At 58.7% G+C, this 18,662-nt stretch carries 17 protein-coding genes; 6 read left to right on the top strand and 11 right to left on the bottom strand.

Features of this window, described 5'->3' with window-relative positions:
- Window positions 1–73 precede the first annotated feature (73 nt).
- Complete coding sequence (locus ASG47_RS17125; protein ID WP_061911260.1) at window positions 74–1,474, top strand: peptide transporter; 1,401 nt, start codon at window positions 74–76, stop codon at window positions 1,472–1,474.
- Between the two features lie 46 nt (window positions 1,475–1,520).
- Here ASG47_RS17125 and ASG47_RS17120 read toward each other — a convergent pair whose 3' ends face one another.
- The 6 genes from ASG47_RS17120 to ASG47_RS17095 form a co-directional block, all read right to left on the bottom strand.
- A complete protein-coding gene (locus ASG47_RS17120) occupies window positions 1,521–1,946 on the bottom strand; it encodes a VOC family protein (RefSeq protein WP_061911258.1) in 426 nt (141 codons plus the stop codon).
- Window positions 1,947–2,151: 205 nt separating this feature from the next.
- Window positions 2,152–2,769 (bottom strand): 30S ribosomal protein S4, encoded by a 618-nt coding sequence (gene rpsD, locus ASG47_RS17115; protein WP_061911256.1) that lies wholly within the window; start codon window positions 2,767–2,769, stop codon window positions 2,152–2,154.
- A gap of 173 nt (window positions 2,770–2,942) precedes the next feature.
- Complete coding sequence (locus ASG47_RS17110; protein WP_061911254.1) at window positions 2,943–4,181, bottom strand: MFS transporter; 1,239 nt, start codon at window positions 4,179–4,181, stop codon at window positions 2,943–2,945.
- Window positions 4,182–4,248: 67 nt separating this feature from the next.
- The gene (locus tag ASG47_RS17105; RefSeq protein WP_061911615.1) at window positions 4,249–5,061 is read right to left on the bottom strand and encodes an RNA methyltransferase; all 813 of its coding nucleotides are present in this window, start codon (window positions 5,059–5,061) and stop codon (window positions 4,249–4,251) included.
- Between the two features lie 56 nt (window positions 5,062–5,117).
- Window positions 5,118–5,714, bottom strand: coding sequence for a GNAT family N-acetyltransferase (locus tag ASG47_RS17100; RefSeq protein ID WP_061911252.1), 597 nt, complete (start codon window positions 5,712–5,714; stop codon window positions 5,118–5,120).
- 180 nt (window positions 5,715–5,894) lie between these two features.
- Window positions 5,895–6,464, bottom strand: coding sequence for a GNAT family N-acetyltransferase (locus tag ASG47_RS17095; RefSeq protein ID WP_061911251.1), 570 nt, complete (start codon window positions 6,462–6,464; stop codon window positions 5,895–5,897).
- A gap of 57 nt (window positions 6,465–6,521) precedes the next feature.
- Here ASG47_RS17095 and ASG47_RS21340 point away from each other — a divergent pair, with 57 nt between their 5' ends.
- Both ASG47_RS21340 and ASG47_RS17090 read left to right on the top strand, forming a co-directional pair.
- Window positions 6,522–6,977, top strand: a complete 456-nt coding sequence (locus ASG47_RS21340) for a GFA family protein (protein WP_082511812.1) — start codon at window positions 6,522–6,524, stop codon at window positions 6,975–6,977.
- A complete protein-coding gene (locus ASG47_RS17090) occupies window positions 6,977–7,312 on the top strand; it encodes a TfoX/Sxy family protein (RefSeq protein WP_200940963.1) in 336 nt (111 codons plus the stop codon). Before ASG47_RS21340 ends, ASG47_RS17090 begins: the two co-directional genes overlap by 1 nt.
- Before the next feature lie 2 nt (window positions 7,313–7,314).
- On the opposite strand, the gene fabF is transcribed toward ASG47_RS17090, so the two are convergent.
- Window positions 7,315–8,598 carry a beta-ketoacyl-ACP synthase II gene (gene fabF / locus ASG47_RS17085; protein WP_061911613.1) on the bottom strand — a complete coding sequence of 428 codons (1,284 nt, stop codon included), beginning with the start codon at window positions 8,596–8,598 and terminating at the stop codon, window positions 7,315–7,317.
- Between the two features lie 56 nt (window positions 8,599–8,654).
- Complete coding sequence (locus ASG47_RS17080) at window positions 8,655–9,071, bottom strand: MarR family winged helix-turn-helix transcriptional regulator (RefSeq protein ID WP_082511811.1); 417 nt, start codon at window positions 9,069–9,071, stop codon at window positions 8,655–8,657.
- Window positions 9,072–9,213: 142 nt separating this feature from the next.
- On the opposite strand from ASG47_RS17080, the gene ASG47_RS17075 reads away from it, so the two are divergent.
- Window positions 9,214–10,425 carry an NADP-dependent isocitrate dehydrogenase gene (locus tag ASG47_RS17075; protein WP_061911247.1) on the top strand — a complete coding sequence of 404 codons (1,212 nt, stop codon included), beginning with the start codon at window positions 9,214–9,216 and terminating at the stop codon, window positions 10,423–10,425.
- A gap of 69 nt (window positions 10,426–10,494) precedes the next feature.
- Here ASG47_RS17075 and ASG47_RS17070 read toward each other — a convergent pair whose 3' ends face one another.
- Window positions 10,495–12,192: a vWA domain-containing protein gene (locus ASG47_RS17070; RefSeq protein WP_061911245.1), complete on the bottom strand. Its 1,698-nt coding sequence runs from the start codon at window positions 12,190–12,192 to the stop codon at window positions 10,495–10,497.
- A gap of 197 nt (window positions 12,193–12,389) precedes the next feature.
- Between ASG47_RS17070 and ASG47_RS17065 the strand changes: the two genes are divergently transcribed.
- Window positions 12,390–13,274: a DMT family transporter gene (locus tag ASG47_RS17065; protein WP_061911243.1), complete on the top strand. Its 885-nt coding sequence runs from the start codon at window positions 12,390–12,392 to the stop codon at window positions 13,272–13,274.
- Between the two features lie 109 nt (window positions 13,275–13,383).
- On the opposite strand, the gene alaS is transcribed toward ASG47_RS17065, so the two are convergent.
- Together alaS and recA are read right to left on the bottom strand one after the other, a co-directional pair.
- Window positions 13,384–16,023, bottom strand: a complete 2,640-nt coding sequence (gene alaS, locus ASG47_RS17060; protein ID WP_061911612.1) for an alanine--tRNA ligase — start codon at window positions 16,021–16,023, stop codon at window positions 13,384–13,386.
- A gap of 265 nt (window positions 16,024–16,288) precedes the next feature.
- Window positions 16,289–17,359 (bottom strand): recombinase RecA, encoded by a 1,071-nt coding sequence (gene recA, locus ASG47_RS17055; protein ID WP_061911241.1) that lies wholly within the window; start codon window positions 17,357–17,359, stop codon window positions 16,289–16,291.
- Between the two features lie 276 nt (window positions 17,360–17,635).
- Here recA and araD1 point away from each other — a divergent pair, with 276 nt between their 5' ends.
- A complete protein-coding gene (gene araD1 / locus ASG47_RS17050; protein ID WP_061911240.1) occupies window positions 17,636–18,631 on the top strand; it encodes an AraD1 family protein in 996 nt (331 codons plus the stop codon).
- Window positions 18,632–18,662 lie beyond the last annotated feature (31 nt).

Raw genomic sequence — 18,662 nt, 5'->3', positions numbered from 1 at the left:
AACTTCCTGTCCTTGTTTTATGCGTAATGCCACAGTTAGATGACACATCTTCCTGGCACCTTGGAGTCTCCCGGTGTTCCGCTCCTTTTTCCCCGTACCCAAGATATTCTTTTCGTCGGCTGCCTTGTGGCTGCTGGCCTCCGTGCTGATCTGGTTTGCCGTCGGCGAACCCATCCGGTCGGTCATCAGTATCGATCGGTTCACCCACCCCCAGATCGCCTCGACGGAGACACCGGCCGCCGATCAACCGACGACGGCAGACGATCCGGTTGCTGCGCAGCCTGCGGCTAGTGCTGATCAGACCAACCCCAATGCTCCGGCGACGACAGAAAGCACCACTTCGACCTCGCAACAGGCTGCCGCTGCAGGCGCCGCCGAGTCCTCGGTTGGCAACTTCCTCAACGGGGATCGCGTCTGGCTTTATGAGTATGTGCTGCTCGTTGCGCTTGCGTTCTGCGTCTTCTGGTACTTTTACAAGCGCAACGAGTGGTATTGGTGGAGCGTCGTCGGGTCGACCGGCATCCTTTTGGTCATCTATTTCCAAGTGCAGGTCGAAGCGTTCGTCAACGAATGGTCTGGCGTGTTCTTCGATATGATCCAGCTGGCTTTGACCCAACCGCGGTCGGTTTCGCCTGAGCGTTTTTACGGCGAGGTCTTCACGCTGCTGATCGTATTGATGCCAACCATCATCGTTTCAGTTTTGCTCGCCTTCTTCACCTCGCACTACGTCTTCCGTTGGCGCAAGGCGATGAACTTCTACTACATGGCGCATTGGCCAGCGATCCGCCAAACGGAAGGTGCCGCGCAGCGTGTGCAGGAAGACACCATGCGTTTCGCGACCATCGTTGAGGACCTCGGCACGGCCTTTTTCAGCTCGCTGATCACGCTTGTCGTGTTTCTGCCGATGCTGTGGGGACTATCGAGCACGATCACCGAGCTGCCGTTCGTCGGTGAAGTTCCCGGCAGTCTGGTTTGGGTGGCTCTCGCAGCTGCTATTATCGGCACGGTCCTGCTAGCGACCGTTGGTATCAAACTACCCGGCCTCAATTTTGCTAATCAGCGCGTTGAAGCAGCCTATCGTAAGGAACTGGTGTTCGGTGAAGATCACGCCGAGCGCGCCGATCCGCCAACGGTGAAGGAGCTCTTTGCCAATGTGCAGAAGAACTATTTTAGGCTCTATTTCCACTACACCTACTTCAACCTGGCGCGTTACGCCTACCTCAACATGGTTGGATACGTTCCGCTTCTAACCATGGCGCCGACTATTCTTGCTGGCGGCCTGACAATGGGTGTCTATCAGCAGGTACAGTTGGCCTTCGGCCAGGTGTCGTCCTCGTTCCAGTTCTTCGCTCGCGCTTGGACAACGATCGTCGAGTTGCAGTCGGTCTACCTGCGTCTGCGTCTCTTCGAGAGCTTTATCCCGAAGGATCAGGAGCCGATCAAGGAAAGCATCAGCGGCGCTGCGACGACCTGATACTCAGACAAAAGGGCCACTCCTCGGAGTGGCCCTTCACTTTTGATCATACGGCAAAAGTGACGTGACCGTTCTCATCGATCGGCCAGGCTGGATTCCAGGCGATTTCCCAGGCGTGCCCATCCGGGTCCGCGATGTAGCCGCGGAAGCCGCCATGGATTGGCGCATCGGCCTTGCGCAGAAGCGTGCCTCCAGCTGAAACAAGGGCATCCATGATCGGCTCGACATCTTCTTTGTTCGTGACATTGTGGGCTAGCGCATAGGCACCGGGGCCCACCGGTAGATCCGTCAGGTTCATGTCTTCCTCCAGTGCTGACTTGAGGAAGGTACCCAGCACGAACCCGTTCATTTGGTAAAAAACGATTTCGGGATTGTCGAAGACAGGCGTCCACCCAAAGCCTTCGCCATAGAAGCGGCGTGAGCGGGCGATGTCGGCGACGCCGAGTGTAATGACGACGATAGACTGTTTCATCGTTCCAGGACCTTTGTGTCGCACGCGCACTATGCGCAGGCGTTCAAGGTCATGGGACTCATCGCGTAGCGAAGGCCAGGACCTGCGGTCTTAACGCAGGGGCTGGGCTAACCGCACCAGCCTTTCCTTTTTAGTCCATCTCATTGAGCCAAAAGAAAAGGGCCACCAGATGGCGGCCCTTCCCAGTTCTGTGCGTCGTGTTCGCTTAGCGCGAATAAAATTCGACGACGAGGTTCGGTTCCATCTGGACCGGGTACGGCACGTCCGAGAGAGCGGGCACGCGGGCGTAGGTGGCGACCATCTTGTTGTGGTCGACTTCTACGTAATCCGGCACATCGCGTTCAGCGAGCTGGACGGCTTCGAGAACGACGGTGAGCTGCTTGGAGCGCTCACGCACTTCGATCTTGTCGCCAACCTTGACCTGGTAGGATGGGATGTTCACGCGCTGGCCGTTGACGGTCACGTGGCCGTGGCTCACGAACTGACGAGCAGCAAACACCGTTGCGACGAACTTCGCACGATAGATGATCGCGTCGAGGCGCGACTCGAGCAGACCGATCAGGTTTTCACCAGTGTCGCCCTTGCGACGGCTGGCTTCGTCATAAAGACGACGGAAAGCCTTTTCAGTGATCGAGCCATAGTAGCCCTTCAGCTTCTGCTTGGCGCGGAGCTGCAGACCGTAGTCCGAAAGCTTGCCCTTGCGACGCTGACCGTGCTGGCCGGGGCCATAGGCACGTGCGTTGAGCGGGGACTTCGGACGGCCCCAGATGTTCTCGCCAAGACGGCGGTCAATCTTGTACTTTACAGAATGACGCTTCGACATCGCGTATCCCTTTCATAGTTTGAATGGATCGCGCCCTCCTTTGCCCTCGTCGCCGAGGGCCGACAGATTCCTAAAAATTCAGGAGATCCCGGGTGCGCCTATAAGGCCCGAGGGCCGGATAGGTGGGCGCTTGATAGTGGCGAGGGGCCATCCTGTCAAGCGCCGGAGGGGTTTCAGACCATCTTCTTGTCCAAACTGTCCTGCTCTCGCAGTTGCGGAAAGAGCCGGCTCCAGAGCCCAGCGACGAGCATGGCGCCGACACCTCCGACGGCCACCGCGGCAACCGGACCGATGAAGTGCGCAACGGTCCCGGCGCGAAACTCTCCAAGCTCGTTGGATGCACCGATAAAGACTGAATTGACCGCGTTGACACGTCCGCGGACCTCTTCCGGCGTCCAAAGCTGCATGATGGTTTCGCGGATCGTGACGCTGACCATGTCGGCAGCACCCACCAGCATCAACGCAGCAATGGAGAGCCAAACGCTGGTCGAGAGGCCGAAGACGAGCGTGAAGAGACCAAAGAGCGCCACGAAGGCAAAGAGGGTCTTGCCCGCATGCTTGCGCACCGGGAACTTGGTCAACACGAGCGCCATGGTGAGCGCGCCAATTCCGGGCGCGGCGCGCAGCACGCCGAATTCCATTGGCCCGCCGTGGAGGATTTCCTCGGTAAAGGCAGGCAGCAGCGCAACGGCGCCGCCCATGAGCACCGCAAACATGTCCAAAGAGATGGCACCGAGCACCACCTTGTTGGACAGAATGTAGCGGAAGCCTCCAAAGATGGTTTCAAGGCTCGTCGCCTGCTGGGCCCGTTGCTGAGTGGGCTTGGGAATGAGAATGACGCAGACAGCGCCGCAGACCAGCAGCACGGCGGCTGTGCCAAAGGCGAGGATCGGACTGATTGCGTAGAGGACACCACCAACAGATGGTCCAGCGATACTGGCAATCTGCCAGGCCGACGCATTGACTGTGATCGCGTTTGATAGCGCCTCAGGCGGCACCAGATTTGGCGCCAGCGATTGCGCCGCAGGACCCCAGAAGGCGCGGGCGGTGCCGAGGACAACCAGAATGACAAAGATCGGCCAGACCTGATGGGCTTCAACCTCGACCAAGGCCAGAAATCCGAGGGCGCAGAGCAATTCCACGGTAAGGCAGATTGCCATGATGCCGCGACGATTGAAGCGGTCGGCGGTCAATCCCGTAACGAGGATAAGGCAGAGCGCCGGGAGAAACAGACACAGCCCAACAAGCCCGAGCAGGAAATAATCACCAGTCACGGCAAAAATCTGCCAGGCGATGGAGACCGACATGATCTGCACGGCAAAGCTGACGAACAGTGTCGTCAGCCAAAAAAAGCGAAAGTCGGGATAGGTGAAGGCAAGCCGATTGGGCTCAGTAGGATGGGTCGTGGACATGATGACCCGGCATGACACTTTGTCGCACCGGCGTCAAAGGCGAATCTGGTCCGATCCGTTCGGCAGATTAATCCGTGATCGGTTTATCGGCCTCGGCCTTCTGCCGGTTTGGATTCGGTCGCTCATGGCGCCGGTCGATTGAAGAAATCACGCCGCGCAGTGTGCGGATTTCCTGGCTGGTAAATCGCCCGCGGGTGAGCGCCGTGCGCAGATTGTTGACCATGCTGGGGCGCTTATCCGGCGTCGTGAAGAAACCACTCTGATCAAGCACGCCTTCGAGATGCTCGAACAGCCCGACAAGTTCGTTGCGCGGCGCGGCTTCATCGAGCCCGTCCCCAAAGGGCAGATCTTTGCCCGGGCCACCATGGCGGCGCCATTCATATGCCATCAACAAAACCGCCTGAGCGATGTTGAGAGACGCGAATGCCGGTTCGACCGGAAGGGTTACGATCGCGTCCGACATGGCGACTTCATCATTGAGAAGGCCCCAACGTTCGCGACCGAAGAGCAGTCCCGCCCCCTGCCCGGCATTGATGCTCTGGGCCATATTGATCGATGCTTCTTCCGGCCCCAGCACTTCTTTCTGCATGTCGCGCGAACGGGCCGTAGTGGCATAGACCAGCTTGAGATCGGCGATGGCGTCTTCCAGTGTTTCGAAAACACGGACACGCTCGAGCACATGGTCTGCTCGAGAGGCAGCTGCTACCGCCTTTTCATTCGGCCAGCCGTCGCGCGGGCGAACAAGGCGCAGGTCCCAGAGCCCGAAATTGGCCATGGCGCGTGCCGCAGTGCCGATATTCTCGCCCAATTGCGGTTCGCATAAAATAATCGCTGGCCCGGGGGCCAGCGTTATGGAGAGGGAAGTGTCAGTGCCTGCCATCTGCGCCATCCAGCCGATTTGGCGGCGACATAGCGCAGATGCGCCTCAGGTGCAAATCAGGCGACGCGTTCGCGCAGCGGCAACGGGCGCACCTTGGACGATGCCTGCCATTCGCGATCGAGAATGGCAAAGTGCAATTCCTCGTCCCATTCACCCTGGAAGAGCGCGTGCTCGCGATAATGCGCTTCAAGGCGCATACCGAGCTTCTGCATCAGCTTGGCTGAGTGATGATTACGGCCATCGCAGCGCACGAAAATGCGGTGAATGCGGAAATGATCGAAGGAGAGGTTCAGCATCGCGGTCAGTGATTCGGTGAGGAAGCCGTTACCAGCGTGGGCGGGATCGATGCAGAACAGCAATTCCCCCTGCCCCGCGGTCGCGTCGGACCATTTCAGCGACACATGACCGAGGACGGCCTGATCGCCTTTGCGCTGCATCGCAAGGGTCAGAACATCGCCCGGACGCTGCAAACCGATCTGGTTGCGCATGACTTCGACGGCGCCGGCTACGTCTTCAGCATAGCGTGTTGGACGAGCGAGATAGCGCTGGACAGAAGGAAGAGTGTGATAGCGCGCGACCAGGGGCACATCACTGCGCTCAAACGGACGAAGAACAAGACGATTGGTAGTGATTGGAAAATTCAAACCCGACATGACGATTCCGCCCCTTATGTAAGCTGCTGGACGCTCCAAGGGGACAACGGCATGATCGGATGGAAGTTCCTGCAATATCTAATGAAATTCAGTTCACTCAGCTTTTGCAGGCACGAACAGGGATGTCTCCGGATGACATGGGTGAAACCACATATCATGGAGCAATAAGTCCCGCGGCGATCAGGGCTGGTTTTCGCCCTGCCATTCGCGCTGCAAAACAGCATAGATGAACTCTTCGTCCCAGCCACCCTTGAACCGTGCATGCTCGCGAAAGTGTGCTTCACGGCGCATGCCCAACCGCTCCATGAGGCGCCACGACGGACTGTTCCGTGCGTCACACCGTGCAAAGATGCGATGGATGTCCCCACCATAAAATCCTAGGTTGATGACCGCACGCGCCGCCTCCGTCGCGTAGCCACGGCCCTGATATTCCGGGTGAAAAATCCAACCTATCTCGGCCTGACGGGCATCGACGTCTCGCCAAATGAGCGACATTTCGCCAATGACACGCGAGCTGTCTGAGAGCTCCACCGCCAGCACAATCTTATCGCCCTCTTCTGCCCAATTGGTATGGACGATGCGCTGCTGCACGGCTTGGGCGCACTCATCTCGGCTGAGAGCTGAATCGAAGAGGTAGAGTGCGACATCCGCCCGACCGCGATAGTCGAACACCGCATCGACATCGCCGCGGGTGAATTGGCGAAGCCGCAACCTTTGCGTCGAAACCGGGAAGTGCGGATAGTAACCCATGATACTTTCTCCGCGGATTAAGGGGACGTTGAGGCATCTTGCAGACCCGCAACGAGCATGCAACTTTTTGCCATGACCCACAAAAATAATCTTAACCTGGATCAATACGGACATTGCGATTGCAGCGCCAATTCCGTTCACGTCGCCGGCCGACCCGTGTCCATGTTCATGTGCTCATGCGAGAATTGCCAGCGCGTTGGCGGCGCCGGACATTCTGCGGTCGTTCTTTTCCATGCTGAAGACGTTCGGACGCGGGGCGCGCTGAAGTCGATCTCCCGCCCGGCTGCATCCGGAGCAAGCTTCACGCGCCACTTCTGCCCCGAATGTGGCACTACGCTACTCGCTCAGAGTTCGCGCGCCCCTGCGCTTCGTATAGTGCCTGTGGGCATTTTCGCGGGTGCCAATGACTGGTTCAAGCCAAACCAGTTGATCTTTTCACGGAGCCATCAAGCCTGGGATCTGATCGCCGATCACCTTCCGCGTCACGACACCTATAGAAAGGACGAAGCGTGATGAGCATGGCGTGCGACGAGTTGAGCGATCGCGTTCGCAATATCCTTGGGCCCATGCCTTTTCTCACCGAGAAGAAAATGTTCGGCGGCCGCGCATTTATGCAAAACGGAAACATGCTGTGCTGCCCGACAAAGGAAGGCAGTCTCATTGTCCGCGTGGGCAAAGACGGAATGGATGAGGCGCTCGCCATTTCCGGAGCCAGCATTATGGATATGGGCGGCCGCAGCATGACCGGCTTTGTCGTCGTCTCGGGCGATGCCCTCGAAGACGACGACACCCTCGCTGATTGGCTGGGGCGATGCCGACGCTTCGTCGCCACGCTCCCAGCCAAATAGAATTACGGCGTTTTACCGAAGACAAGCGCCGCGTTGACGCCGCCAAAACCAAAGGAATTGGACAGCACGTAGTCCAACTGCTTGGGCTTTGCCTTGTTCGGCACTAGATCGAAAATGTCTGCCTCTTCTACCGGATCGTCGAGATTGATCGTCGGCGGCAGCATGTCGTTGCGGATCGCCTGAATGGCCACGATAGCTTCGAGCGCCCCTGCTGCGCCGAGAAGATGACCCGTAGCCGACTTGGTGGACGAAACCGCCAGATCCTTGCCGCGCCCAGCGAACACAGCCCCGATGCCGGCAATCTCAGCCATATCGCCGACCTGAGTCGATGTCGCATGCGCATTGACGTAACCAATCGCGGACTGGTCAATCCCAGCCATCTTGATGGCATTGCGCATCGCAACCTGTGCTCCTGCCCCATCCGGAGAGCCTGAGGTCAGATGATAGGCATCAGCCGATGTGCCGTAGCCGGCAACAATCGCCAAAGGCGTCGCACCGCGCTTTAGCGCATGGCTGAGCTTTTCTATGACGACAACAGCAGCGCCCTCCGACAGCACAAAGCCATCATGGCCCTTATCGAATGGCCGTGAGGCTTTGGTGGGATCATCCGCATAGGCCGTGGAAAGCGCGCGGGCGGCGCCAAAACCGCCGACCGAGATCGGATCGACCGATCCCTCTGCGCCACCGGCCACGACGACTTCGGCTTCACCTGTCAGCAGCAAGCGCACACCATCGCCAAGGGCCTGAGCGGAAGCAGCACAAGCCGTAACCGGCGTGCCGATTGGACCGCGAAACTGGTAGCGAATGGATACCCAGCCAGAGGCGAGATTGGCGAGGAAGGACGGCACGGTGAAAGGCGATAATCGGCGCGGTCCCTTCTCGCGGATCGTCTCAACCGCCTTGGCCATCACTGGCGAACCGCCGACGCCCGAACCGATGATCGTCGCGGTAGCCTGTTGGTCCTCAAGCGTTTCGGGAAACCAATTCGCCTGCGCCAGGGCTTCAGCCGTCGCACCCAGAGCGTATTGGATAAAGAGGTCCATCTTCTTGACCTCCTTGGCGTCTATGAAGTCAACGGGGTCAAAGCCGTGCTCATCGCGATCCTTGCCAGGCACGAGGCCGGCAATCGGCGACACGAAACCCTCGGTATCGAACCGATCATTGCGTACGATACCGCTTTTGCCCTCGATCAACCGGCGCCAGAAAACCTCGACACCAACGCCAAGTGGGGTCACTGCCCCCATGCCGGTAACGACGATGGGGTCGGATGGATCGGGCTTCAGCATGGACATGTCCTCTGTTTGAACGGATTCATTTGGAGATGGTCTGTGTGGGGGGCCGCCTAAAGGCGGGCGATATTGCGGAGACCGTTGATAACAGTCTCATAATCGGGGTCGCGCAGTGCGAGGCGCAGGTCGGCAATCGAGCTTCGCCACTCGGGAACAGCTTTGTCGAAAGCCGCGCGGCCGGCCCCAGTCAGGGCATAGGGCCGCGCTTTTCCCTCGGCAGTCGCTTCGGTTGCGATCAGACCTTTTCGTTCGAGCAGTGCCAGATTGCGCGACAACGTGGTGCGTTCCATGGCCAGTTCGCTCGCCATTTCCGAGATGGAGCGGTTCGGCCGGCTGACCAGCATCCCCATGATATTGAATTGCGCCGCGGTAACGCCGAACGGCCGTAGGCGCCGATCGGCCAGACGCGTGACCGCTCGCGCGGCCATTCGCGTGTTCAGCACAAGGCAAATATCAAAATCATCCTGCATGGCAGCTCAGTACACCCGTGCATATGCACGGGTCAATGGCATGCCCCCTTGCCGGACCCGTCTTTGCGCTTCGCGCTCATAATGCTATAGGGGCTGCGAAATTGGCCGAGGGGCCAAAGCAAGGATTTTCAGGGAGTATCCGATGAGCAAGATCAAAGTCGCCAACCCAGTTGTGGACCTCGACGGCGATGAAATGACCCGCATCATCTGGCAGGCGATCAAGGACAAGCTGATCCATCCCTACCTCGATCTCGACATCAAGTATTATGATCTCTCGATCGAAAACCGCGACGCCACCAACGATCAGGTGACCGTAGATTCGGCCAATGCCATTCGCGAATATGGCGTCGGCATCAAATGTGCCACCATCACCCCCGATGAGCAGCGCGTCGAAGAATTCGGCCTCAAGAAGATGTGGAAGTCGCCCAACGGCACGATCCGCAACATCCTTGGCGGCGTGATTTTCCGCGAGCCCATCATCTGCAAGAACGTGCCGCGCCTCGTTCCCGGCTGGACCCAGCCGATCATCGTCGGCCGTCACGCATTCGGTGATCAGTACCGCGCCACCGATTTCACCTTCCCCGGCAAGGGCACGCTGACCATCAAGTTCACCGGCGAAGACGGCCAGGTCATCGAGCACGAAGTCTATCAGGCTCCCGGCGCCGGCGTTGCCATGGCCATGTACAACCAGGACGAGTCGATCCGCGACTTCGCGTACTCGAGCTTCAACTACGGCCTCGCGCGCGGCGTGCCGGTTTACCTCTCGACCAAAAACACCATTCTCAAGGTCTATGACGGCCGCTTCAAGGATATCTTCCAGGAGATCTATGAAGCCGAGTTCAAGGAAAAGTTCGAAGCCAAGAAGATCTGGTACGAACACCGCCTGATCGACGATATGGTTGCTTCGGCTCTAAAGTGGTCCGGCGGCTATGTCTGGGCTTGTAAGAACTATGATGGCGACGTGCAGTCCGACATCGTGGCCCAGGGCTTTGGCTCGCTTGGCCTGATGACCTCGGTTTTGGCAACGCCCGATGGCAAGATCGTGGAATCGGAAGCCGCCCACGGCACCGTGACCCGCCACTACCGTCAGCACCAGCAGGGTAAGGAAACCTCGACGAACTCGACCGCGTCGATTTTCGCCTGGACCCGTGGCCTCGCACACCGCGCCAAGCTCGACGACAACGCGGCGCTGGCCAAGTTTGCCTCGACGCTCGAAAAGGTCACCGTCGACACCATCGAAGAAGGTAAGATGACCAAGGATCTCTCCTTGCTCGTCGGCCCAGATCAGCCATGGCTCTCGACCATCGGCTTCCTCGACGCCATTGACGCCAACCTCCAGAAGGCCATGGCGTAAGCGCTCTAATCGCTTTGAATTGAAAAAGGCCGGATCTCACGATCCGGCCTTTGCTTTTGGGGTACAGCCCTACTTTTTCTTCCCCCCGGCTTTCGGCCGCGTGATGGTCAACTCGAACCGCTCGCCCGCCTTGATGGTCACCGGCGTTTCGCTTTCGACATCACCCTTTTCTGAAAATACGATGTAGTCGCCCGCTTTGAGCGTGGTTTGCACGTTCGGCCCATAGCCATAGTCGAACGACGTGATATTGCCCGCGATGTCTTTGGTGGGGCTGCGGAATTCGACATAGTCGTCGCTCGGTGTCGTCACCGCCAGCACGCCTGCGTCGAGCACAACCGGAACATCCGTCCGCTCTCCGGTCGCGACACTGAACGGTATCTGGCCCGTCGCGCCGTCCAGCTTGTAGTCCATGACGTAGTCACCCGGCGCCAGCTCGAAATCCTGCTCGCCATCATAGCCATAGGCTATCGAACTCCGCGTGCCATCAAGCGCCACTTTGGCATCGAAGATTTCCATGTATAGGTCATTATCTTCGACCTTTACGCCGGGCGCGTACTCAGCCTTGAAGAACACAAGACCCGTGCCAACGATGACGTCTTCATCGATCGTCTCGCCTGCCTTTACCGTGTACGACCGAGTCACCGTGGCCTCTCCGATCGTCACGTCGAAGTCTAGCTTTCCGGCGGGCAGAACGAGGACCTTATCGCCATATTGCGTCGTGACATTTTCGCCGTTGTGGCGAATTCCGATTGAGGCATTTTCATTCACCTCGGCACCCTCGCTCGACTTTGGATGCAGCTTGAAGACGGCTGCGTTGAGGATGAAATGCGTGTCGTTGACCTTATCTGCTACGATGGTCACGGGCTGTTCAGCAGTGGCATAACCATATTCGACTGTGACGATATAATCGCCGGGCTCCAACGTCCCTTTGAAGCGGGCATAGTAGTCGGTGTCGATCCATTCGCCCTTGGTGCCGTCGGGGTTCACCTTGAACCACTGCCAGGTCAGATTAAGCGGACCACCGTCCTCAATATCCGGTCCACCTTCGGACAGCGACGCGGTTGGCGCAAAGTTGTATTCGACCTTAGGCGCCGGTTCAGGTTTCGGGGCTGGTTCGGGCTCTGGTTTCGGCTCGGCCTGTACCACTTGCGCGACGGTCTTTGTCAACGCGTCGACAAGGCCCGCACCATCGGCGGCAGAAAGATATTGGCCGCCCGTGTTTTCCGCGAGACAGGCCACCTGCTGTCCCTCTTCATCGGAGAGACCAAAGCCCAGGACATGGGTGGTAAAATCAACGCCCTGCTTTTCCAGTTCGCTTGCAAGCTGGCACGGATCGACCTCGCAGGTTTCGAGCCCATCGGTAATGAGGATCACCGTGGCCTTTTCCTCGGTGTAGCGCAGGTCTTCCGCCGCAAGTTTTACTGCGTCGGAAATCGGCGTCATCCCCTTGGGATTGATGCTATCCGCCGCTTTGGCGATCGCCGCTCCCGTGCCGACGGCTGGCTCGACCAGCATTTCGATATCGCCGCAATCGCCCTTCTTGCGATGCCCATAGGTCATGAAACCGAGTTCGAGATCGTCCGGCAGATCCGCTAAAACTGACGCCAGCGTTTCACGCGCAATGGTGATCCGCGCCTTGCCATCGATCTGCGCCCACATCGAGCCCGAGCCATCGAGCACGATGATGGCGCGCTCCGCCGATATAGCCGGAAAAGCCAGGCCCAGCGCGGCGATAGTGCCAAGCACGGCTCGCTTGAACATAGTCATGGCATGCCCTCCAGAAGCGGCCGGTCACCGGTCCGCCATGCTCCAACCAAGCCATTGCGCGGCTAAAGCCGGGATGAATGGCGGGGGCAGATTATCCCGAGTTAAGGCAGACTAGAAGAGCGTGACCGCGAAGAACAAGCTTAGTATGGTAGATTGCTCGCTCACGAGTCCAAACCCCGATTTGTCAGGTAGTTGAGATGCCCGTCGGCGTCATTCTGGCCTTTTTGGCCTATGCCAGTTATTCCATCGGCGATGCGCTGATCAAAGCGACGGGGTCCGGCCTGTCGGTGTTCGAAATCGCGTTTTTCACCACCAGCTTTTCGATCATTCCCGCTTTGCTGACAAAGCGCGGCGAGCGCTGGCGCGACATCTATAAATTGCAGCATCCCTGGCTTGTGCACCTGCGCTGCGCAACGGCGATTTCGGCGACAGCATGCGTCATGTATGCCTTCACTCATATCGCCTTTGCCGACGTCTATGCCATTGGTTTTACAACACCTTTGTTCGTGACCCTGCTGTCGGTAGTGCTTCTCCACGAGCATGTTTCCGTGCCGCGTTGGCTGCTCCTGCTCGTCAGTTTCCTCGGCGTCGTGCTGGTCATCCGTCCGGGTCTTCGCGAGCTTGAAATGGGCCATTACGTGATGATGGTCGCTGCCGCTCTGGCCGCGGTCACAACAACCGTGCTCCGCCATGTAGCGCCCAAAGAGAGACGCGTCAGCCTTGTCGGGCTGCAGGTGCTCTATTCCGGAATTTTCAATGGCTTCATGATGATACCGACTTTCGTGGTACCCAATCTGGAGCAGATGGCGATCCTTTTGGGCATTGGTCTACTCGGTGGTGTCGGTGCGCTGCTGCTCATTCAGGCCAGCAAGCAGACGCCTGCCAACCTGATCGCACCGGTTCAGTACAGTCAGCTGATCTGGGCGATCCTGTTCGGCGCGCTCTTTTTCGGCGAATATCCGGACTGGATTGCGGTCGTCGGGATGCTAATCGTGGTCGGAGCGGGGCTCATGAATGTGCTCAGCGAGAAGCGACCGATCCGCTGGAAGCCGCGAGTGTTCTTCTTCCGAATTGGGGAGTGATCCGGTAGCAGTCCGTTACCATCGACGCGTCCTCAGCGGCGAATTGGTTCTAGAAACGACAAACCCCGCACCGATGGCGCGGGGTTTTGTGTTTAAGGCTGCCGTTCGATCAGATCAGGGCGCGAATAGCGGCGACGGCGTCGTCGGCCTTGGAGGCATCTGGACCGCCACCCTGGGCCATGTCCGGACGGCCACCACCACCTTGCCCGCCCAGCGCTGCGGTTGCTGACTTGATCAAGGTGCCGGCGGCATATTTGCCGGTGAGGTCTTCCGTCACGCCGATGGCCACGGTGCCCTTGCCGTCTTCGCCCTTGAGAACGATGACAACGACGCCGGAGCCGATGCGCTTCTTTTCGGCGTCGACGACTGTCTTGATATCCTTGGCGGCGACGCCTTCAACGACGCGGCCGACGAAAGTGACACCATTGACAGTTTCAGTGGCACTGCCGCCTTCGCCGCTGCCGCCGAGCGCCAGCTTCTGGCGCGCGTCGCTCAGGGCCTTTTCCGCGCTCTTGATCTGGTTCTGCAGGGCTTCGATGCGCTCGAGCACTTCATGCGTGCCGGAGCGGAGAAGGCTTGCAGCCGACGAGACAATGTTGACATTGGTGTTGCCGCGATGACGCGCGGCCTTGCCGGTCAAAGCCTCGATGCGGCGGACGCCTGCGGCCGAGGCGGTCTCGGTAACAATCGAAACAAGACCAATATCGCCGGTGCGACGCACATGCGTGCCGCCACAAAGTTCGACGGACCAGCCGAGGCCATTGCCGGTCGGCTCGCCCATGGAAACGACACGGACTTCATCGCCATACTTCTCGCCGAAGAGAGCGCGCGCACCCGATTCCTTGGCTTCATCGACGCCCATAAGGCGCGTTTCGACCGCGGTGTTCTGAAGGATGATCGTGTTGGCGATATCCTCAACCTGGGCGATTTCCTGCGGGGTCATCGGCTTTGTGTGCACAAAGTCGAAGCGCAGGCGATCGGAGGACACCATCGACCCCTTTTGCGCGACGTGGTCGCCGAGCACGAGGCGCAGGGCTTCGTGCAGCAGGTGGGTGGCCGAATGGTTGGAGCGGATCGAGGAGCGCCGCTCGTGATCGACGACGAGCTCGACAGCCTGACCGACCTTGAGGGTGCCTTCGGTGACCTTCACCTTGTGGCTGAAGACGCCATGGTGCTTGCCGGTATCGAGAACGTCGGCAGCAAAGCCTTCGCCCTTGATGACGCCGGAGTCGCCGACCTGGCCGCCGCTCTCGCCATAGAATGGGGTCTGGTTGACGACGACGACGCCGTCCTGACCGGCAGCGATCTCAGCGACTTCTGCGCCATCGACCAGCAATGCCTTGATCTCGCCTTCGGCCGTCTCGGTTTCGTAGCCGAGGAATTCTGTCGGTCCGAGCTTGTCGGCAAGACCATACCAGACGGTGTCGGTGGCCGCTTCACCCGAGCCAGCCCAGTTCTTGCGGGCTTCAGCCTTTTGCTGGGCCATGGCAGCGTCGAACCCTGCCTGATCGACCGTGATATTGCGCGAACGCAGGGCGTCCTGCGTCAAATCGAGCGGGAAACCATAGGTATCATAGAGCTTGAAAGCGGCTGCGCCGTTGAGCACATCACCTTCGCCGAGGCCGGATGTTTCCGATTCAAGAATCTGCAGGCCACGGCCAAGCGTCTTGAGAAAGCGACCTTCTTCGAGGCGAACGGTCTCGGCGATCATGGCTTCGCCGCGGCTAAGTTCGGGATAGGCCTGGCCCATTTCCCGAACGAGCGCCGGGACGAGCTTGTAGATCGTCGGTTCGCTCGCGCCCAGAAGGGTTGCGTGACGCATGGCGCGGCGCATGATGCGGCGAAGAACATAGCCGCGGCCTTCATTTGAGGGCAGTACGCCTTCGGCAATGAGGAAGCTCATCGAACGGAGGTGATCAGCAATGACGCGGAGGCTCCGATTGTCCGGACCATCGACGTCGGCATTCGTGGCATTGGCGGCGGCCGAGATCAGCGCCTTGAAGAGATCGATGTCGTAATTGTCGTGAACGCCCTGCATGACAGCAGCAACGCGTTCGAGACCCATGCCGGTGTCGATGGACGGACGCGGCAGGCCGGTGCGGGACCCATCGGAATGCTGTTCGAACTGCATGAAGACGAGGTTCCAGATTTCGATCCAGCGATCGCCATCTTCATCCGGCGAGCCCGGAGGGCCGCCCCAGACCTTGTCACCATGGTCATAGAAGATTTCCGAGCACGGACCGCAGGGACCGGTATCGCCCATCTGCCAGAAATTCGACTTGGCGCCGAGGCGCACGATGCGGTCTTCGGAAAGACCGGCGATCTTCTTCCAGAGTTCGAGCGCTTCGTCATCGTCCTGATAGACAGTGACCATCAGCTTGTCGCGCGAAAGGCCCCAGTCCTTGGTGAGAAGGTTCCAGGCGAGCTCGATCGCTTGCGGTTTGAAATAGTCGCCGAACGAGAAATTGCCCAGCATTTCAAAGAATGTGTGGTGGCGCGCAGTAAAGCCAACATTGTCGAGGTCGTTATGCTTGCCGCCGGCACGCACGCACTTCTGGGCCGTCGTCGCCGTCGAATAGGGGCGCTTTTCAAGACCCGTAAAGACATTCTTGAACTGCACCATGCCGGCATTGGTGAACATCAGCGTCGGATCGTTGCGCGGCACGAGCGGGCTCGAGGCGACGGCTTCGTGGCCATTGCGGGCGAAGTAATCGACAAAGCTCGAGCGGAGATCGTTTACGCTGGTCATCAACAGGCTTTCATGACGAACAGAACGCGGGCGCGTCCAGAAAGAAACGTGGCTTTCTATCGTGCGAATGACGGAAATGTCCAGCATTGCGGCGATATTGGGATGGGAGAAGGTTGGGGTGGCTGATGCCGATACATCAGCACTTGTTTCCTCACCACAAGGAGAAGAGCAGCATCGGACCAACTGCCAATTACAACTCGCCCTAGAAAAAGACCCCCGCCGATGGCGAGGGTCAAAAAGTATGCATGGGACTTTTGTGGAGGCTTTATTCGTCGCCGGCGTCTTCCTCGCCACCGGCCACGAGCAAGACTTCGCCAAGGAGGCCCGAACTCTCGCGGACGCCCTGCTCGATCGTGTTGGCAATCTCCGGATTGTCCTTGAGGAACTGACGGGCGTTTTCACGGCCCTGCCCCAGGCGCTGGCTATCCCAGGAGAACCAGGCACCAGATTTGTCGACGATGCCGGACTTGACGCCGAGATCGAGCAATTCGCCAGTCTTGGAAATGCCTTCGCCATACATGATGTCGAATTCGACCTGACGGAACGGCGGAGCAAGCTTGTTCTTGACCACCTTGACGCGGGTCTGGTTGCCAACGATTTCTTCGCGATCCTTGAGCGCGCCGATGCGGCGGATATCGAGACGAACCGAAGCATAGAATTTCAGCGCATTACCGCCCGTCGTGGTTTCGGGCGAACCATACATCACGCCGATCTTCATACGGATCTGATTGATGAAGATAACGAGGCACTTGGACTTCGAAATCGACGAGGTCAGCTTGCGCATGGCCTGGCTCATCAGGCGGGCCTGAAGGCCTGGAAGCGCATCACCCATTTCGCCTTCGAGTTCGGCGCGCGGGGTGAGCGCTGCAACCGAGTCGACGACGAGAACGTCGATAGCACCGGACCGGACCAGCGTGTCGGTGATTTCGAGCGCCTGTTCGCCGGCATCCGGCTGGGAAATCAACAGGTCATCGACATTGACGCCGAGCTTACGCGCATAGACCGGATCGAGCGCATGTTCCGCGTCGACAAAGGCGCAGATGCCCCCTTTGCGCTGCGCTTCGGCAATGACATGCAAAGCCAGCGTCGTCTTGCCCGAGCTTTCCGGCCCGAAGATTTCGACGATACGGCCCTTGGGCAATCCGCCAATACCAAGCGCGATATCGAGACCGAGCGAGCCGGTCGAGATCGATTCCACTTCGATTGCGGAATTTTCGCCCAGGCGCATGATCGAGCCCTTGCCGAAATTCCGCTCGATCTGGCTCAGCGCTGCCGCAAGAGCCTTGTCTTTATCCATCGATCCACCCTCAACAACGCGAAGCGGCGAGCTAGCCATGATTTCTCTCCTTATTTCACGCTCTCGAGGACCACGCAACGCGCTGGGTCGAGAGATCAATGTCCACAAGTCGTGCTGTATTTGTTCTCATTATGTTTCATTGCTGTCAAGGTACAAAAAGAGAACATTTAGATTGACCGATGCGACCTTGTGTGATGATTCTGCGGATGATTGGGACCGCGAGTCTCAAAAGTATGATTTTTGACTAGACATGCTGCGACTGGTTGCGCTTTATGCCTGCCAAGCTCCCGAAGGCCCCAGGAGGCAAGGAAAGTCATGCACCTTATCCAGTATTTCGATGACAATGGCACCCGCGCCGTGGGCGTGACGCGCGACGGAGCGACTCGCAAGGTCGAGGGCGTCAGCAGTGTCTATGAACTGGCTCAGGCAGCCCTGGCGGGCCTTGGCGGTCTATCGGCCGCGATCGATGCGCGTGGTCTTTGTGGCACTGTAGATAAGGCCGCCCTTTTGGCCGAGGGCCGGTTGCTGGCTCCTATCGATCACCCCGACGCGACGCATATGCATGTAACTGGTACTGGCCTGACCCATCTCGGATCGGCCGCAACGCGCGACGCCATGCACAAGAGCAATGGTGAAAAGCCGGCGGGCGAATTGACCGACAGCATGAAAATGTTCCGCATGGGGCTGGAAAACGGCAAGCCAACTGGCGGCGAAAAGGGCGTGCAGCCCGAATGGTTCTATAAAGGCAATGGCCATATTGTTTCCAATCCAGGCCATCCGATCCCCTCGCCCTCCTTTGCGCTCGACGCGGGCGAAGAGCCTGAAATCGCCGGCATTTATTTGATCGGCGCCAATGGCCAGCCGCGCCGCCTTGGCTTTGCGCTCGCCAACGAATTTTCCGACCACGTGACCGAGCGGATCAACTATCTCTACCTGGCGCATTCCAAACTGCGCGCCTGCTCTTTTGGGCCGGAACTGCGGGTTGGCGATCTGCCCAATCATATCGAAGGCATGTCGCGCATTCGTCGCGACGGCGAAGTGCTTTGGGAAAAGCCATTCCTCTCCGGCGAGGACAATATGAGCCACACCATCGCCAACCTCGAATATCACCACTTCAAATATGGCCTCTTCCGTGAGCCAGGCGATGTGCATGTCCATATGTTCGGGACGGCGACGCTGAGCTTTGCGGATGGCATTTCGACCAAGGAAAACGACATCTTCGAAATCGAAGAAGGCCAGTTCGGTTTGCCGCTGCGCAATCCGGTGCGTCTCGAGCAGGAAAAGCCAGTGCTGATCAGCGGGCTCTACTGAGGGTCTAGCAAGACTGAAATCGGGCCTCTCG

Source organism: Devosia sp. Leaf420 (assembly GCF_001425445.1).
In the GTDB taxonomy this organism is placed as follows: Bacteria; Pseudomonadota; Alphaproteobacteria; order Rhizobiales; family Devosiaceae; genus Devosia.
Note: the sequence above shows the minus strand (reverse complement) of the source record. Positions and strands in the feature narration are given on the sequence as shown.

Coding starts and splice junctions, on each gene's coding strand:
- ASG47_RS17120 (WP_061911258.1), bottom strand. CDS start 1,946: ATGAAACAGTCTATCGTCGTCATTACACTCGGCGTCGCCGACATCGCC.
- rpsD (WP_061911256.1), bottom strand. CDS start 2,769: ATGTCGAAGCGTCATTCTGTAAAGTACAAGATTGACCGCCGTCTTGGC.
- ASG47_RS17110 (WP_061911254.1), bottom strand. CDS start 4,181: ATGTCCACGACCCATCCTACTGAGCCCAATCGGCTTGCCTTCACCTAT.
- ASG47_RS17105 (WP_061911615.1), bottom strand. CDS start 5,061: ATGGCAGGCACTGACACTTCCCTCTCCATAACGCTGGCCCCCGGGCCA.
- ASG47_RS17100 (WP_061911252.1), bottom strand. CDS start 5,714: ATGTCGGGTTTGAATTTTCCAATCACTACCAATCGTCTTGTTCTTCGT.
- ASG47_RS17095 (WP_061911251.1), bottom strand. CDS start 6,464: ATGGGTTACTATCCGCACTTCCCGGTTTCGACGCAAAGGTTGCGGCTT.
- ASG47_RS21340 (WP_082511812.1), top strand. CDS start 6,522: ATGCAACTTTTTGCCATGACCCACAAAAATAATCTTAACCTGGATCAA.
- ASG47_RS17090 (WP_200940963.1), top strand. CDS start 6,977: ATGAGCATGGCGTGCGACGAGTTGAGCGATCGCGTTCGCAATATCCTT.
- fabF (WP_061911613.1), bottom strand. CDS start 8,598: ATGCTGAAGCCCGATCCATCCGACCCCATCGTCGTTACCGGCATGGGG.
- ASG47_RS17080 (WP_082511811.1), bottom strand. CDS start 9,071: ATGCAGGATGATTTTGATATTTGCCTTGTGCTGAACACGCGAATGGCC.
- ASG47_RS17075 (WP_061911247.1), top strand. CDS start 9,214: ATGAGCAAGATCAAAGTCGCCAACCCAGTTGTGGACCTCGACGGCGAT.
- ASG47_RS17070 (WP_061911245.1), bottom strand. CDS start 12,192: ATGACTATGTTCAAGCGAGCCGTGCTTGGCACTATCGCCGCGCTGGGC.
- ASG47_RS17065 (WP_061911243.1), top strand. CDS start 12,390: ATGCCCGTCGGCGTCATTCTGGCCTTTTTGGCCTATGCCAGTTATTCC.
- alaS (WP_061911612.1), bottom strand. CDS start 16,023: ATGACCAGCGTAAACGATCTCCGCTCGAGCTTTGTCGATTACTTCGCC.
- recA (WP_061911241.1), bottom strand. CDS start 17,359: ATGGCTAGCTCGCCGCTTCGCGTTGTTGAGGGTGGATCGATGGATAAA.
- araD1 (WP_061911240.1), top strand. CDS start 17,636: ATGCACCTTATCCAGTATTTCGATGACAATGGCACCCGCGCCGTGGGC.